A 12110-nucleotide genomic window follows, 5' to 3' on the forward strand; every position below is an offset into this window, starting at 1 on the left:
GTCAGGACCCCGGCCGCGTGTTCAAGGGCAAGAAGATGGCCGGCCACATGGGGGCGGCGCGTGTCACCACGCAGAACCTGCAGGTGGTGCGCACGGACGCCGAGCGCGGGGTCATCATGATCAAGGGCGCCGTGCCCGGGCCGCGGGGCGGCTGGGTCACGGTCAAGGATGCGGTGAAAAAGCCTGCGCCCGAAAACCTGATCCTGCCCGCCGCGCTGAAGTCCGCCGCCGAAGAGGCCAAGCGCCAGGCCGAGGAGGCCGCCGCGCAGGCCGCCGCCGAGGAGGAGGAGGCCCGCCGCGCCGCGGAAGAGGCCGCCGCCGCCGAACAGGAGGCCGCGCTCAAGGAGGCCGAGGCCGACATCGAGGCGCAGAAGGAGGCCGAGCAGGGCGAAAGCCCCGCGTCGGACGAGAAGAAGGAAGGCGAGTGAGATGAAACTCGACGTCATCAAGCTGGACGGCGGCAGCGCGGGTTCGGTTGACCTCGGCGACGAGATCTTCGGTCTCGAGCCGCGCGCCGACATCCTGCACCGCGTCGTCCGTTGGCAGCGCGCGCGCGCCCAGCAGGGCACGCACAAGGTCAAGACACGCTCCGAGACGAGCTATTCGACGAAGAAGATCTATCGTCAGAAGGGCACCGGCGGCGCACGTCACGGCGACCGCAACGCGCCGATCTTCCGCAAGGGCGGGGTCTACAAGGGCCCCGTGCCCCGCAGCCACGCCCACGACCTGCCCAAGAAGATCCGCAAGCTGGGCCTGAAGCACGCTCTGTCGGCGAAGGCGCGCGAGGGGTCGCTCGTGGTTCTCGACGAGGCCACGGCCAGCGGCAAGACCGCCGAACTGGCCAGGCAGGTCCGCGAACTGGGCTGGAAGCGTGCGCTCGTGATCGACGGCGCGCAGGTCGATGCGGGCTTTGCCCGGGCCGCGCAGAACATCGAGGGCCTCGACGTGCTGCCCGGCATCGGCGCGAACGTCTACGACATCCTCAAGCGCGACACGCTCGTGCTGACCCGGGCGGGTGTCGAAGCATTGGAGGCGCGGCTGAAATGAGCGCGAAACCCGAACATTACGACGTGATCCGCAAGCCGTTGATCACCGAGAAATCCACCATGGCTTCCGAACATAACGCCGTGGTCTTCGAGGTGGCCATCGACGCGAACAAGCCCAGCATCAAGGAAGCCGTCGAGGCGATCTTCGGCGTCAAGGTCAAGGCCGTGAACACCTCGATCGCCAAGGGCAAGACCAAGCGGTTCCGGGGCATGCCCGGCCGCCGCAAGGACGTGAAGAAGGCCTATGTCACGCTCGAAGAGGGCAACACCATCGACGTGACCACCGGCCTCTGATAGAGGACGCCGACTCAGGCGGGGCCCCGGGCGAACCGGGGCCCCGGCCTTTTCGCCGGGGACCTTCGGGGCCCTTTGCCAGACGGGCCGGGAGGCCCGCACAACCGGGGCGGGACGCGCCCGCCCGAGAACGACGGAAGACAGAAACCATGGCACTCAAGTCGTACAATCCGACGACGCCTGGCCAGCGCGGGCTGGTACTGATCGACCGTTCGGAACTGTGGAAAGGCCGCCCCGTCAAGGCGCTCACCGAGGGCCTGACGAAGAAGGGCGGACGCAACAACACCGGACGGATCACCGCGCGGCGCCGCGGCGGCGGGGCGAAGCGGCTCTACCGCATCGTCGATTTCAAGCGCACCAAGCACGACATGCCCGCGGTGGTCGCGCGCATCGAATACGACCCCAACCGCACGGCCTTCATCGCTCTGGTTCAGTACGAGGACGGCGAACAGGCCTACATCCTGGCGCCGCAGCGTATTGCCATCGGCGACAAGATCGTGTCGGGCAGCAAGGTCGACATCAAGCCCGGCAACGCGATGCCGTTCTCGGGGATGCCGATCGGGACCATCGTGCACAACATCGAACTCAAGCCCGGCAAGGGCGGCCAGATTGCGCGCGCCGCTGGCACCTATGCGCAGTTCGTGGGCCGCGACGGCGGCTATGCGCAGATCCGGCTCAGCTCGGGCGAATTGCGGATGGTGCGGCAGGAGTGCATGGCCACCGTCGGCGCGGTGTCGAACCCCGACAATTCGAACCAGAACTTCGGCAAGGCCGGCCGGACCCGGCATTTCGGCAAGCGGCCTTCGGTGCGCGGCGTCGCGATGAACCCGATCGACCACCCTCTGGGCGGCGGCGAAGGCCGCACCTCGGGCGGCCGCACGCCGGTCACGCCCTGGGGCAAGGACACCAAGGGTCGCCGCACCCGCAACACCAACAAGGCGTCGCAGAAGCTGATCCTGCGGTCGCGTCACGCGAAGAAGAAGGGCCGCTGAGCCATGGCACGTTCCGTCTGGAAAGGGCCTTTCGTCGACAGCTACGTGTTGAAGAAGGCCGAGAAGGCCCGTGAATCGGGCCGCAACGACGTCATCAAGATCTGGTCGCGCCGCTCGACGATCCTGCCTCAGTTCGTGGGGCTGACCTTTGGCGTCTACAATGGGCACAAGCACGTTCCCGTGAACGTTTCCGAGGACATGATCGGCCAGAAGTTCGGCGAATACTCGCCGACGCGGACCTACTACGGTCACGCGGCCGACAAGAAAGCGAAGCGGAGATAACTGGCGATGGGCAAGGAAAAGAACCCCCGCCGCGTGGCCGAGAACGAGGCGATGGCAAAGCTGCGGATGCTGCGCACCAGCCCGCGCAAGCTCAACCTCGTGGCGGCCATGATCCGCGGCAAGAAGGTGGATCGCGCGCTGACCGATCTGACCTTTTCGAAGAAGCGCATTGCGCAGGACGTGCGCAAATGCCTGCAGTCCGCGATCGCCAACGCCGAGAACAACCATAATCTCGATGTGGACGAGTTGATCGTGGCCGAGGCCTGGGTCGGCAAGAACATGGTGCTCAAGCGGGGCCGCCCCCGCGCGCGCGGCCGCTTCGGCCGCATCGAAAAGCCGTTTTCGGAGCTGACCATCAAGGTGCGCCAGATCGAGGAGCAGGCCTAATGGGTAACAAGACCAATCCGATCGGGATGCGCGTTCAGGTCAACCGGACCTGGGATTCCCGCTGGTATGCCGACACCAAGGACTATGGCGACCTGCTGCTCGAGGATATCCGCATCCGCGAGTTCATCCGCAAGGAGGCCAAGCAGGCCGGCATCGCGCGCATCATCATCGAGCGGCCGCACCGCAAGTGCCGCGTGACGATCCATGCCGCGCGTCCGGGCGTCATCATCGGCAAGAAGGGCGCCGACATCGAGGCGCTGCGCAAGAAGCTGGCGTCGATGACCGACAGCGAGCTGCACCTCAACATCGTCGAGGTGCGCAAGCCCGAACTCGACGCCACGCTGGTGGCCGAGTCGATCGCCCAGCAGCTCGAGCGCCGGGTGAGTTTCCGCCGGGCGATGAAGCGGGCGGTGCAGAACGCGATGCGCATGGGCGCCCAGGGCATACGGGTCAACGTGTCGGGCCGCCTCGGCGGGGCCGAGATCGCGCGGACGGAGTGGTATCGCGAGGGGCGGGTGCCGCTGCACACGCTGCGGGCGGACATCGACTATGCCAATGTCGAAGCCTCCACGCCCTACGGGATCATCGGCGTCAAGGTCTGGATCTTCAAGGGCGAGATCATGGAGCACGACCCGCAGGCCCGCGACCGCCGCATGCAGGAGATCCAGGACGGCCCGGCCCCCCGCGGCGCCGGTCGTCGCTGAGGAGACGTGAAAGATGCTTCAACCCAAGCGCACGAAATTCCGCAAGCAGCACAAGGGCCGCATCCACGGCGAGGCCAAGGGCGGATCGGATCTGAACTTCGGCACCTACGGCCTGAAGGCCACGCAGCCCGAGCGCATCACCGCGCGCCAGATCGAGGCCGCGCGCCGTGCCATGACGCGCCACATGAAACGTCAGGGGCGGGTGTGGATCCGCATCTTTCCCGACCTGCCCGTCACCTCGAAGCCGACCGAGGTCCGGATGGGCAAGGGCAAGGGTTCGGTCGATTTCTGGGCAGCTCGCGTCAAGCCCGGCCGCATCATGTTCGAGATTGACGGCGTGGCCGAGGATGTGGCAAGGGAAGCGCTCCGACTCGCGGCGATGAAGCTGCCGATCAAGTCGCGCATCGTCGTCCGGGAGGACTGGTAGGATTTTCGGGCATCCGGCCGGCGGCCGGGCGCCCGCAGCGTGTTGGAAAAGCGCGGGATGGTGCCACTGGGGCACGGCGGCTGGCGCCGCGTTCCGCGACTTCTGATGGAAGGACGTTAGGCGATGGACGCCAAGGAACTGAGAGACAAGACGCCCGACCAGCTCCGCGAGGAGCTGACCCGGCTGAAGAAGGAGGCGTTCAACCTGCGCTTCCAGCAGGCCACCGGCGCGCTCGAGAACACCGCGCGGATGCGCGCCGTGCGCCGCGATGCTGCGCGCGTCAAGACCGTGCTGAACGAGAAGGCCGCGCAAGCGGCCGCCGAGTAAGGGGGAGCCATGCCCAAGCGTATCCTTCAGGGCACCGTGACCTCCACGGCCAATGCCCAGACCGTGACCGTCTCGGTCGAGCGCCGCTTCAAGCATCCGGTGCTGCAGAAGACGATCCGGAAGTCGAAGAAGTATCGCGCCCACGACGAGAACGGGTCGTTCTCGGTGGGCGACAAGGTGCGCATCATCGAATGCGCGCCGAAATCCAAGACGAAACGCTGGGAGGTGGTCGCCGACTAAGCCCCTTGGGCGGCATCGCCGCCGGGCAGAAGGCCATCACGTCCCGGTTTGATCGAAACCCTGGGGAGCACGGGCAGGGCCCGCCCCAAAGGTCGGGAGAAACCTCATGATCCAGATGCAGACCAATCTGGATGTCGCTGACAATTCCGGCGCACGCCGGGTGCAGTGCATCAAGGTCCTCGGCGGATCCAAGCGGAAATACGCCTCCGTGGGCGACATCATCGTGGTGTCGGTCAAGGAAGCCATTCCGCGCGGCCGCGTGAAGAAGGGCGACGTGCGCAAGGCCGTCGTCGTGCGCACCGCCAAGGAAGTGCGCCGCGAGGATGGCACCGCCATCCGCTTCGACCGCAACGCCGCCGTGATCCTCAACAACAACCTCGAGCCCGTTGGCACGCGGATCTTCGGACCCGTCGTGCGCGAGCTGCGCTCGAAGAACTTCATGAAGATCATTTCGCTCGCCCCGGAGGTGCTCTGATGGCCGCGAAGCTCAAGACCGGCGACAAGGTGATCGTGCTCACCGGCAAGGACAAGGGCCGCACCGGCACCATCGCCTCGGTCGATCCCAAGGCCGGCAAGGCGGTCGTGGACGGCGTGAACATGGCCGTGCGCCACACCCGCCAGTCCGCCCGCAGCCAGGGCGGCCGGATTCCCAAGGCGCTGCCTGTGGACCTGTCGAACCTCGCCATCGTGGACAAGAACGGCAAGCCCACGCGCGTCGGCTTCCGCGTCGAGGACGGCAAGAAGGTGCGCTATGCCAAGACCACGGGGGACGTGATCGATGCTTGACGCCCAGAATTACACCCCGCGCCTGCGCGCGCTCTTCGACGCCGAGATCAAGGCCAAGCTGAAGGAAGAATTCGGCTACGCCAACGACATGATGATCCCGCGCCTCGACAAGATCGTGCTGAACATCGGCTGTGGTGCAGAGGCGGTCCGCGACAGCAAGAAGGCGAAATCGGCGCAGGAGGACCTGAGCCTCATCGCCGGCCAGCGCGCGGTCATCACCAAGGCGAAGAAGTCGATCGCCGGCTTCCGTGTCCGCGAGGACATGCCGCTGGGCGCCAAGGTCACGCTGCGCGGCGCCCGCATGTACGAGTTCCTCGACCGGCTGATCACCATCGCGCTGCCCCGCGTCCGCGACTTCCGCGGCGTGAAGGGCTCGGCCTTCGACGGCCGCGGCAACTATGCCATGGGCCTGAAGGAGCACATCGTCTTCCCCGAGATCGACTACGACAAGGTCGACGAGATCTGGGGCATGGACATCATTATCGCCACCACCGCGAAGACCGACGCGGAAGCCAAGGCGCTGTTGAAGCATTTCAACATGCCCTTCAACAGTTAAGCGCCGGAGGAGACTGCATCATGGCCAAGAAAGCGATGGTCGAGCGCGAGAAGAAGCGCCAGCGGCTTGTCGAGAAATACGCCGCCAAGCGCGCCGCGCTGAAAGAGATCGCCAAGGACGAGTCGAAGCCGATGGAAGAGCGCTTCAAGGCGCGGCTGGCGCTTGCCAAGCTGCCGCGCAACAGCTCGCCCACCCGGCTGCACAACCGCTGCCAGCTGACCGGCCGGCCGCACGCCTACTACCGCAAGCTCAAGGTCAGCCGGATCGCCCTGCGCGAGCTGGGCTCCACCGGCCAGGCGCCGGGCCTTGTGAAGTCGAGCTGGTGAGGGAGGGTTTCAGATGAACGATCCCATCGGCGATATGCTCACCCGCATCCGCAACGCGCAGATGCGCGGCAAGACCAGCGTCGTCACCCCGGCGTCCAAGTTGCGTGCCTGGGTGCTTGACGTGCTGCAGGACGAGGGCTTCATCCGCGGCTATGAGCGCGGCACGGACGAGCGGGGCCATGCCCAGCTCGAGATCGCGCTCAAGTATGCCGACGGCCGGCCCGTGATCCAGGAGTTGCGGCGCGTGTCGACCCCCGGCCGCCGCGTCTACATGGGCGTGCGCGACCTGCCCTCGGTCCGGCAGGGCCTTGGCGTCTCGATCGTCTCGACCCCCAGGGGCGTGATGTCGGATGCCGCGGCACGCTCGGCCAACGTGGGCGGCGAAGTGCTCTGCACGGTATTCTGAGGAGGTTCGCGATGTCTCGTATCGGAAAACAGCCGGTCGCGCTCCCCTCGGGGGTGACCGCCACCGTGTCGGGTCAGACCGTCGAGGTGAAGGGGCCGAAAGGCACCCGCGCCTGGACGGCCACCGACGAGGTGACCATCACGCAGGAAGACGGTGTCATCCGCATCACGCCGCGCGGCAGCTCGAAGCGCGCGCGCCAGCAGTGGGGCATGAGCCGCACCAACGTCGCGAACCTGGTGCAGGGCGTGACCGAGGGCTTCAAGAAGGAGTTGGAGGTGCGGGGCGTGGGCTATCGCGCGCAGGCGCAGGGCAACACGCTGAAGCTCAACCTCGGCCTCAGCCACGATGTCGATTTCCCGATCCCGCAGGGCGTCACGGTGACCACGCCGAAGCCCACCGAGATCATCGTGGAAGGCAACAACGAGCAGCTCGTCGGCGAAGTCGCGGCCAAGATCCGCGACTGGCGGCGTCCCGAACCCTACAAGGGCAAGGGCATCCGCTACAAGGGCGAGTATATCTTCCAGAAGGAAGGCAAGAAGAAGTAGGGGCCCGGGAACAATGGCATTGGACAAGCGAACGCAGTTCCTGAAGCGCCGCCTGCGCGTGAGGAACAAGCTCAAGACGGTGAACGCAGGGCAGCTGCGCCTCTGCGTGCACCGGTCGAACAAGAACATCCACGCCCAGCTGATCGACGATGCGGAGGGCCGCACCGTTGCGGCCGCCTCGTCGCTCGAGGCGGATCTGGGCGTGATCGGCAAGAACAACGTCGAGGCCGCCGCCAGGGTGGGCACGGCGCTGGCCGAACGCGCGAAGGCCGCGGGTGTCGAAGGCTGCTACTTCGACCGCGGCGGCTTCCGCTACCACGGCGGCATCAAGGCGCTGGCCGACGCGGCCCGCGAGGGCGGGCTGAAGTTCTAGGGGCGGCCACGCCCCTTCACCGCCGGCGCAGGCCGGCAAGGACGGCGCGGGCGGTCACGCCCCGATGATCCGGGCCCGCACGGGCACCTGGATTGGACCATCTGGCGCATCAGGCGCCGCAAGCACAGGAGGCCGCATGGCCCGAGAACACAGAGACGGCGGCCGGGGTCGCCGGGACCGCGACGAGACGCCCGAATTCGCCGATCGCCTCGTGGCGATCAACCGCGTGTCGAAGACCGTGAAGGGCGGCAAGCGCTTCGGGTTCGCGGCGCTGGTCGTCGTGGGCGACCAGAAGGGCCGCGTGGGCTTCGGCAAGGGCAAGGCCAAGGAAGTGCCCGAGGCGATCCGCAAGGCGACCGAGCAGGCCAAGCGCGGCATGATCCGCGTGCCGCTGCGCGAAGGCCGCACGCTGCATCACGACGAGTCGGGCCGCTGGGGTGCCGGCAAGGTGATGATGCGCACCGCTCCGCAGGGCACCGGGATCATCGCGGGCGGCCCGATGCGCGCCGTCTTCGAGATGCTGGGCGTGCAGGACGTGGTGGCGAAGTCGCTGGGGTCGCAGAACCCCTACAACATGATCCGCGCCACGATGGACGCGTTGAAGAAGCAGCAGAGCCCGCGCATGGTCGCGCAGCGCCGCGGCAAGAAGGTCGCCGACATCCTGCACAGGGAAGACGCGCCCAAGCCCGAAGCGGCCGAGGCGTAAGGGAGACAGCACATGTCCAAGACCATCGTCGTCAAGCAGGTGGGCTCGCCCATCCGCCGCCCGGCCAAGCAGCGCCAGACGCTGATCGGCCTGGGCCTGAACAAGATGCACCGCACCCGCGAGCTGGAGGATACGCCGGCGATCCGCGGCATGATCGCCAAGATCCCGCATCTCGTCGAGATCGTCGAAGAACGCGGCTGACGGGACACGCGTCACGTTTGCACGAACTGGGCGCCCCTCGGTTTCGGGGGGCGCCTTTTTGCTGGCGAAGGGACCGACCGGGCAAGGCCCAAGTCTGCATGGGTCCGCCGTGCGCCGCCGTGAACGAGGGACAGCGTCGCGCATATGCCGTCCGGCATCCCGGTAACTCACGCTGACGGGGTGACCGACCGCCGGGACAGCGCCCGGCCGACCAACGTGGCCCCGACGATTCCGCTGTAGAGCAGAAAGAGGTAGAGGGGATAGGCAACCTCCAGCGCCGTGGTGTCGATGACGGACCCCACGCCCAGAAGCGCCGCGAGCCATTGCAACGCCCAGGGCCGCAATGCCTCGGACCGGGGGCGCCGGTAGGCCTTGGCGACGGTCAGCGTCCCGCCAAGCGTGCCGATCGTGATCGACAGGCCCATTGCCCAGGCCGGGTTGTCGGTCCACCACCAGAGGCCCAGGCCCAATGCGGAGAGGCTGATGACGGTGAAGTCGGCGGGCTCTGCCAGCGATCCGGTTCCCCGCCAGAGCGAGAGCAGGAAGATCGTGTTGGTGCCCGTCATTTGCGCGCCCGTGAAGAGCAGGCCGTCGCTTCCCCCGGACATCAGGATCGAGAAGAAGGCGATCAGGCTGAGCAGCCCCCAGATCAGCCAGGACGTGCGCTGCGGGATCACCGTTCCGCGCAGGACGTCGTAGCCGTAAGGCAGATACGCGGCAACGCTCAGGATGCCGGCCAGAGCGGCGATGTGCGTGCTGTCGAGTGCCATTTGCGCGCCTCCTGCCGATCGACCGAATGCCCGACGGCGGCACAGGAAAACGCCCGCCCTGCCCGTGCGGTCCATTCAAGGCAAAGCTCCCGCTGCCGCCCGCAGAAGCCGTCCCTTGCTTCATGGCGCCATGCGCCACCTCGCCGCCAATCTCTGCCGCTTGAACGCGGCGCGATTGACGGGTAAACGCCCGCGGTGGCCCTTTGGTCCGAATCCGACAACCAAAAAACGCCGTGGTCCGTCAACTCGCTTCGGGGCGGTATCCGGCAAGGAGAAGCGACATGAAACTCAACGAACTGCGTGACGCGCCAGGCGCCACGAAAAAGGCCAAGCGCGTGGGCCGCGGCCCGGGCTCCGGCAAGGGCAAGACCGCCGGCCGCGGCATCAAGGGTCAGAAGTCCCGCTCCGGCGTGGCCATCAAGGGCTTCGAAGGCGGGCAGATGCCGCTCTATCAGCGGCTACCCAAGCGCGGCTTCAGCAAGCCCAACCGCAAGTCCTATGCCGTGGTGAACCTCGGGATGCTCCAGAAGTTCGTCGAGGCCGGCAAGCTTGACGCCGGCCAGCCGGTGACGGAAGAGGCGCTTGTCGCCTCCGGTCTCGTGCGCCGCCGGCTCGACGGCGTGCGCGTGCTGGCCAAGGGCGAGCTGACCTCGAAGCTGGACCTGCACGTCACCGGCGCGTCGAAATCGGCCGTCTCTGCGGTGGAAGCCGCGGGGGGCTCGATCACGCTGTCGGCACCGTCGGCCGCCGAATAACGGGTTGTGGCGCGGGATCGCGCCGATTAGATAACCGAAAGCCTTATGCCCGCCGTCCTGCGCCCTTCACGCGCCGGGCGGTGGAGCCCTGACCGGGGGAGCGCATGGTATCCGCAGCCGAACAGATGGCCGCCAACACGAGCTGGGGTGCCTTCGCGCGCGCCACCGAGCTTCGGCAGCGCATCTTCTTCACGCTCGGCCTTCTGATCGTCTACCGCATCGGCACCTTCATCCCCGTGCCGGGGATCGACGGGCAGGCGCTGCAGGATTTCATGACGCAGGCCTCCACCGGCATCGGCGGGATGCTGTCGATGTTCACCGGCGGCGCGCTGGGACGCATGGGCATCTTCGCGCTGGGCATCATGCCCTACATCTCGGCCTCGATCATCGTGCAGCTGCTGGCGGCCATGGTGCCCAGCCTTGAACAGCTGAAGAAAGAGGGCGAACAGGGGCGCAAGAAGCTCAATCAGTACACGCGCTACGGCACCGTGCTGCTGGCGACGCTGCAGGCCTACGGCCTGGCCGTCAGCCTGGAGGCCGGCGATCTGGTGACCGACCCCGGCTGGTTCTTCCGCGCCTCCTGCGTCATCACGCTGGTGGGCGGGACGATGTTCCTGATGTGGCTGGGCGAGCAGATCACGGCCCGCGGCGTGGGCAACGGCATCAGCCTCATCATCTTCGTGGGCATCATCGCCGAGATCCCGGCGGCGCTGGCGCAGTTCTTCGCGTCGGGCCGGTCGGGCGCCATCAGCCCCGCGGTGATCGTCGGCGTGATCCTGATGGTGGTCGTGACGATCACCTTCGTGGTCTTCATGGAGCGATCTCTCAGGAAGATCACGATCCAGTATCCCCGCCGCCAGATGGGGATGAAGATGACCGAGGCGCAGACGAGCCACCTGCCGGTCAAGGTCAATCCGTCGGGCGTGATCCCGGCGATCTTCGCAAGCTCGCTGCTGCTGCTGCCGACCACGCTCAGCACCTTTTCCGGTCAGGAGTCCGGGCCGGTTATGTCCACGATCATGGCCTACTTCGGGCCCGGACAGCCCCTTTACCTGCTGTTCTTCGCGGCGATGATCATCTTCTTCGCCTACTTCTACACGTTCAACGTGGCCTTCAAGCCCGACGACGTGGCCGACAACCTGAAGAACCAGAACGGCTTCGTCCCCGGCATCCGGCCGGGCAAGAAGACCGCCGAATACCTGGAATACGTGGTCAACCGCGTGCTCGTGCTCGGCTCCGGCTACCTTGCGCTTGTCTGCCTGCTGCCGGAAATCCTGCGCAACCAGTTTGCGATCCCGTTCTACTTCGGCGGCACCTCGGTGCTCATCGTGGTCTCGGTCTCGATGGACACGGTGCAGCAGATCCAGAGCCATCTGCTTGCCCATCAGTACGAGGGCCTGATCCAGAAATCCCAGCTTCGCGGCAAGAAGCGGGGCGGCAAGAAGGCGCCGGCCAGGAAATGAACATCATACTTCTCGGACCGCCGGGGGCGGGCAAGGGCACCCAGGCGCGCCGGCTCGAAAAGCATCGCGGCCTCGTGCAGCTTTCCACCGGCGACATGCTGCGCGCGGCGCGTGCAAGCGGCACGGAAATGGGCAGGCGCGTCGCGGAAGTGATGGACCGGGGCGAGCTTGTCACCGACGATATCGTCATCGGACTGATCCGCGAGCGTCTGGAAAGCTCGGAGGCGCCTGGCTTCATCTTCGACGGGTTCCCGCGCACGCTTGCCCAGGCCGACGCGCTGGGTGAGCTCATGCGCGAGACGGGAGCGACGCTGGACGCCGTGATCGAGATGCAGGTGGACGACGACGAACTCGTCCGCAGGATCACGGCGCGCTCGACCTGCGCGGGTTGCGGCGAAGTCTACAACGACATCACGAGGCCGATCCCCTCGGACGGCAAATGCACCAACTGCGGCGGCACCGAGTTCACGCGCCGCGCCGACGACAACGAGGAAAGCCTGCGCCAGCGGCTGATGGAATACTAC

Annotated in this window: 22 protein-coding genes and 1 pseudogene; 22 read left to right on the plus strand and 1 reads right to left on the minus strand. The window is 66.7% G+C overall.

Annotated features, from left to right (window positions below; genetic code table 11):
- The 19 genes and pseudogenes from ACLFOB_RS11325 to rpmD all read left to right on the plus strand — a co-directional run.
- A pseudogene (locus ACLFOB_RS11325) lies at positions 1-428 on the plus strand (50S ribosomal protein L3); the annotation flags it as partial.
- 1 nt (position 429) lies between these two features.
- The gene (rplD, locus tag ACLFOB_RS11330) at positions 430-1047 is read left to right on the plus strand and encodes a 50S ribosomal protein L4 (RefSeq protein WP_410926142.1); all 618 of its coding nucleotides are present in this window, start codon (positions 430-432) and stop codon (positions 1045-1047) included.
- Positions 1044-1340, plus strand: coding sequence for a 50S ribosomal protein L23 (locus ACLFOB_RS11335; RefSeq protein WP_410915633.1), 297 nt, complete (start codon positions 1044-1046; stop codon positions 1338-1340). The genes rplD and ACLFOB_RS11335 overlap by 4 nt, the downstream gene beginning before the upstream one ends.
- 149 nt (positions 1341-1489) lie before the next feature.
- On the plus strand, positions 1490-2332 hold the full coding sequence (gene rplB, locus ACLFOB_RS11340) for a 50S ribosomal protein L2 (protein WP_410915631.1): 843 nt from the start codon (positions 1490-1492) through the stop codon (positions 2330-2332).
- Positions 2333-2335: 3 nt separating this feature from the next.
- Positions 2336-2614, plus strand: coding sequence for a 30S ribosomal protein S19 (gene rpsS, locus ACLFOB_RS11345; RefSeq protein ID WP_410915629.1), 279 nt, complete (start codon positions 2336-2338; stop codon positions 2612-2614).
- Between the two features lie 6 nt (positions 2615-2620).
- The gene (gene rplV / locus ACLFOB_RS11350; RefSeq protein ID WP_410926143.1) at positions 2621-3001 is read left to right on the plus strand and encodes a 50S ribosomal protein L22; all 381 of its coding nucleotides are present in this window, start codon (positions 2621-2623) and stop codon (positions 2999-3001) included.
- A complete protein-coding gene (gene rpsC / locus ACLFOB_RS11355; RefSeq protein WP_410915627.1) occupies positions 3001-3705 on the plus strand; it encodes a small ribosomal subunit protein uS3 in 705 nt (234 codons plus the stop codon). The genes rplV and rpsC overlap by 1 nt, the downstream gene beginning before the upstream one ends.
- 13 nt (positions 3706-3718) lie before the next feature.
- Positions 3719-4132 (plus strand): 50S ribosomal protein L16, encoded by a 414-nt coding sequence (rplP, locus tag ACLFOB_RS11360; RefSeq protein ID WP_410915625.1) that lies wholly within the window; start codon positions 3719-3721, stop codon positions 4130-4132.
- A 123-nt stretch (positions 4133-4255) separates the two neighbouring features.
- Positions 4256-4459 (plus strand): 50S ribosomal protein L29, encoded by a 204-nt coding sequence (rpmC, locus tag ACLFOB_RS11365; protein ID WP_410926144.1) that lies wholly within the window; start codon positions 4256-4258, stop codon positions 4457-4459.
- A gap of 9 nt (positions 4460-4468) precedes the next feature.
- Complete coding sequence (gene rpsQ, locus ACLFOB_RS11370) at positions 4469-4699, plus strand: 30S ribosomal protein S17 (RefSeq protein WP_410915623.1); 231 nt, start codon at positions 4469-4471, stop codon at positions 4697-4699.
- Between the two features lie 106 nt (positions 4700-4805).
- Positions 4806-5174, plus strand: a complete 369-nt coding sequence (rplN, locus tag ACLFOB_RS11375; protein ID WP_410915622.1) for a 50S ribosomal protein L14 — start codon at positions 4806-4808, stop codon at positions 5172-5174.
- A complete protein-coding gene (gene rplX / locus ACLFOB_RS11380) occupies positions 5174-5485 on the plus strand; it encodes a 50S ribosomal protein L24 (protein ID WP_410915621.1) in 312 nt (103 codons plus the stop codon). Before rplN ends, rplX begins: the two co-directional genes overlap by 1 nt.
- Positions 5478-6041 carry a 50S ribosomal protein L5 gene (gene rplE / locus ACLFOB_RS11385; protein WP_410915620.1) on the plus strand — a complete coding sequence of 188 codons (564 nt, stop codon included), beginning with the start codon at positions 5478-5480 and terminating at the stop codon, positions 6039-6041. The genes rplX and rplE overlap by 8 nt, the downstream gene beginning before the upstream one ends.
- A gap of 20 nt (positions 6042-6061) precedes the next feature.
- A complete protein-coding gene (rpsN, locus tag ACLFOB_RS11390; RefSeq protein WP_410915619.1) occupies positions 6062-6367 on the plus strand; it encodes a 30S ribosomal protein S14 in 306 nt (101 codons plus the stop codon).
- 13 nt (positions 6368-6380) lie between these two features.
- Positions 6381-6773 carry a 30S ribosomal protein S8 gene (rpsH, locus tag ACLFOB_RS11395; protein ID WP_410915618.1) on the plus strand — a complete coding sequence of 131 codons (393 nt, stop codon included), beginning with the start codon at positions 6381-6383 and terminating at the stop codon, positions 6771-6773.
- Between the two features lie 11 nt (positions 6774-6784).
- The gene (gene rplF / locus ACLFOB_RS11400; protein ID WP_410915617.1) at positions 6785-7318 is read left to right on the plus strand and encodes a 50S ribosomal protein L6; all 534 of its coding nucleotides are present in this window, start codon (positions 6785-6787) and stop codon (positions 7316-7318) included.
- Between the two features lie 13 nt (positions 7319-7331).
- The gene (gene rplR, locus ACLFOB_RS11405) at positions 7332-7691 is read left to right on the plus strand and encodes a 50S ribosomal protein L18 (RefSeq protein WP_410926145.1); all 360 of its coding nucleotides are present in this window, start codon (positions 7332-7334) and stop codon (positions 7689-7691) included.
- Between the two features lie 136 nt (positions 7692-7827).
- Positions 7828-8397, plus strand: a complete 570-nt coding sequence (gene rpsE, locus ACLFOB_RS11410; protein ID WP_410915614.1) for a 30S ribosomal protein S5 — start codon at positions 7828-7830, stop codon at positions 8395-8397.
- A gap of 12 nt (positions 8398-8409) precedes the next feature.
- Positions 8410-8598: a 50S ribosomal protein L30 gene (gene rpmD, locus ACLFOB_RS11415; RefSeq protein ID WP_410915613.1), complete on the plus strand. Its 189-nt coding sequence runs from the start codon at positions 8410-8412 to the stop codon at positions 8596-8598.
- Between the two features lie 167 nt (positions 8599-8765).
- Here the strand turns inward: rpmD and ACLFOB_RS11420 are convergent, their stop codons facing one another.
- Complete coding sequence (locus tag ACLFOB_RS11420; protein WP_410915612.1) at positions 8766-9368, minus strand: hypothetical protein; 603 nt, start codon at positions 9366-9368, stop codon at positions 8766-8768.
- A gap of 281 nt (positions 9369-9649) precedes the next feature.
- On the opposite strand from ACLFOB_RS11420, the gene rplO reads away from it, so the two are divergent.
- The 3 genes from rplO to ACLFOB_RS11435 all read left to right on the plus strand — a co-directional run.
- Complete coding sequence (gene rplO, locus ACLFOB_RS11425; RefSeq protein WP_410915611.1) at positions 9650-10123, plus strand: 50S ribosomal protein L15; 474 nt, start codon at positions 9650-9652, stop codon at positions 10121-10123.
- Positions 10124-10227: 104 nt separating this feature from the next.
- Entirely contained in the window at positions 10228-11586 is a 1359-nt protein-coding gene (gene secY, locus ACLFOB_RS11430) for a preprotein translocase subunit SecY (protein ID WP_410915610.1), read from the plus strand.
- A partial coding sequence (locus ACLFOB_RS11435; RefSeq protein ID WP_410926146.1) for an adenylate kinase occupies positions 11583-12110 on the plus strand: 528 nt, incomplete at its 3' end. The genes secY and ACLFOB_RS11435, both read left to right, overlap by 4 nt.

It is taken from the genome of Rhodosalinus sp. (assembly GCF_046542825.1).
GTDB lineage: Bacteria > Pseudomonadota > Alphaproteobacteria > Rhodobacterales > Rhodobacteraceae > Rhodosalinus.

Bases quoted from the DNA above. Each gene is read 5' to 3' on its own strand.
- rpsE (WP_410915614.1), top strand. From the start codon at position 7,828: ATGGCCCGAGAACACAGAGACGGCGGCCGGGGTCGCCGGGACCGCGAC.
- rplD (WP_410926142.1), top strand. From the start codon at position 430: ATGAAACTCGACGTCATCAAGCTGGACGGCGGCAGCGCGGGTTCGGTT.
- secY (WP_410915610.1), top strand. From the start codon at position 10,228: ATGGTATCCGCAGCCGAACAGATGGCCGCCAACACGAGCTGGGGTGCC.
- rpsH (WP_410915618.1), top strand. From the start codon at position 6,381: ATGAACGATCCCATCGGCGATATGCTCACCCGCATCCGCAACGCGCAG.
- rplV (WP_410926143.1), top strand. From the start codon at position 2,621: ATGGGCAAGGAAAAGAACCCCCGCCGCGTGGCCGAGAACGAGGCGATG.
- rpsS (WP_410915629.1), top strand. From the start codon at position 2,336: ATGGCACGTTCCGTCTGGAAAGGGCCTTTCGTCGACAGCTACGTGTTG.
- ACLFOB_RS11420 (WP_410915612.1), bottom strand. From the start codon at position 9,368: ATGGCACTCGACAGCACGCACATCGCCGCTCTGGCCGGCATCCTGAGC.
- rplF (WP_410915617.1), top strand. From the start codon at position 6,785: ATGTCTCGTATCGGAAAACAGCCGGTCGCGCTCCCCTCGGGGGTGACC.
- ACLFOB_RS11335 (WP_410915633.1), top strand. From the start codon at position 1,044: ATGAGCGCGAAACCCGAACATTACGACGTGATCCGCAAGCCGTTGATC.
- rplB (WP_410915631.1), top strand. From the start codon at position 1,490: ATGGCACTCAAGTCGTACAATCCGACGACGCCTGGCCAGCGCGGGCTG.
- rpsC (WP_410915627.1), top strand. From the start codon at position 3,001: ATGGGTAACAAGACCAATCCGATCGGGATGCGCGTTCAGGTCAACCGG.
- rplE (WP_410915620.1), top strand. From the start codon at position 5,478: ATGCTTGACGCCCAGAATTACACCCCGCGCCTGCGCGCGCTCTTCGAC.
- rplP (WP_410915625.1), top strand. From the start codon at position 3,719: ATGCTTCAACCCAAGCGCACGAAATTCCGCAAGCAGCACAAGGGCCGC.
- rplO (WP_410915611.1), top strand. From the start codon at position 9,650: ATGAAACTCAACGAACTGCGTGACGCGCCAGGCGCCACGAAAAAGGCC.
- rplX (WP_410915621.1), top strand. From the start codon at position 5,174: ATGGCCGCGAAGCTCAAGACCGGCGACAAGGTGATCGTGCTCACCGGC.
- rplN (WP_410915622.1), top strand. From the start codon at position 4,806: ATGATCCAGATGCAGACCAATCTGGATGTCGCTGACAATTCCGGCGCA.
- rplR (WP_410926145.1), top strand. From the start codon at position 7,332: ATGGCATTGGACAAGCGAACGCAGTTCCTGAAGCGCCGCCTGCGCGTG.
- rpmC (WP_410926144.1), top strand. From the start codon at position 4,256: ATGGACGCCAAGGAACTGAGAGACAAGACGCCCGACCAGCTCCGCGAG.
- rpsQ (WP_410915623.1), top strand. From the start codon at position 4,469: ATGCCCAAGCGTATCCTTCAGGGCACCGTGACCTCCACGGCCAATGCC.
- rpmD (WP_410915613.1), top strand. From the start codon at position 8,410: ATGTCCAAGACCATCGTCGTCAAGCAGGTGGGCTCGCCCATCCGCCGC.
- rpsN (WP_410915619.1), top strand. From the start codon at position 6,062: ATGGCCAAGAAAGCGATGGTCGAGCGCGAGAAGAAGCGCCAGCGGCTT.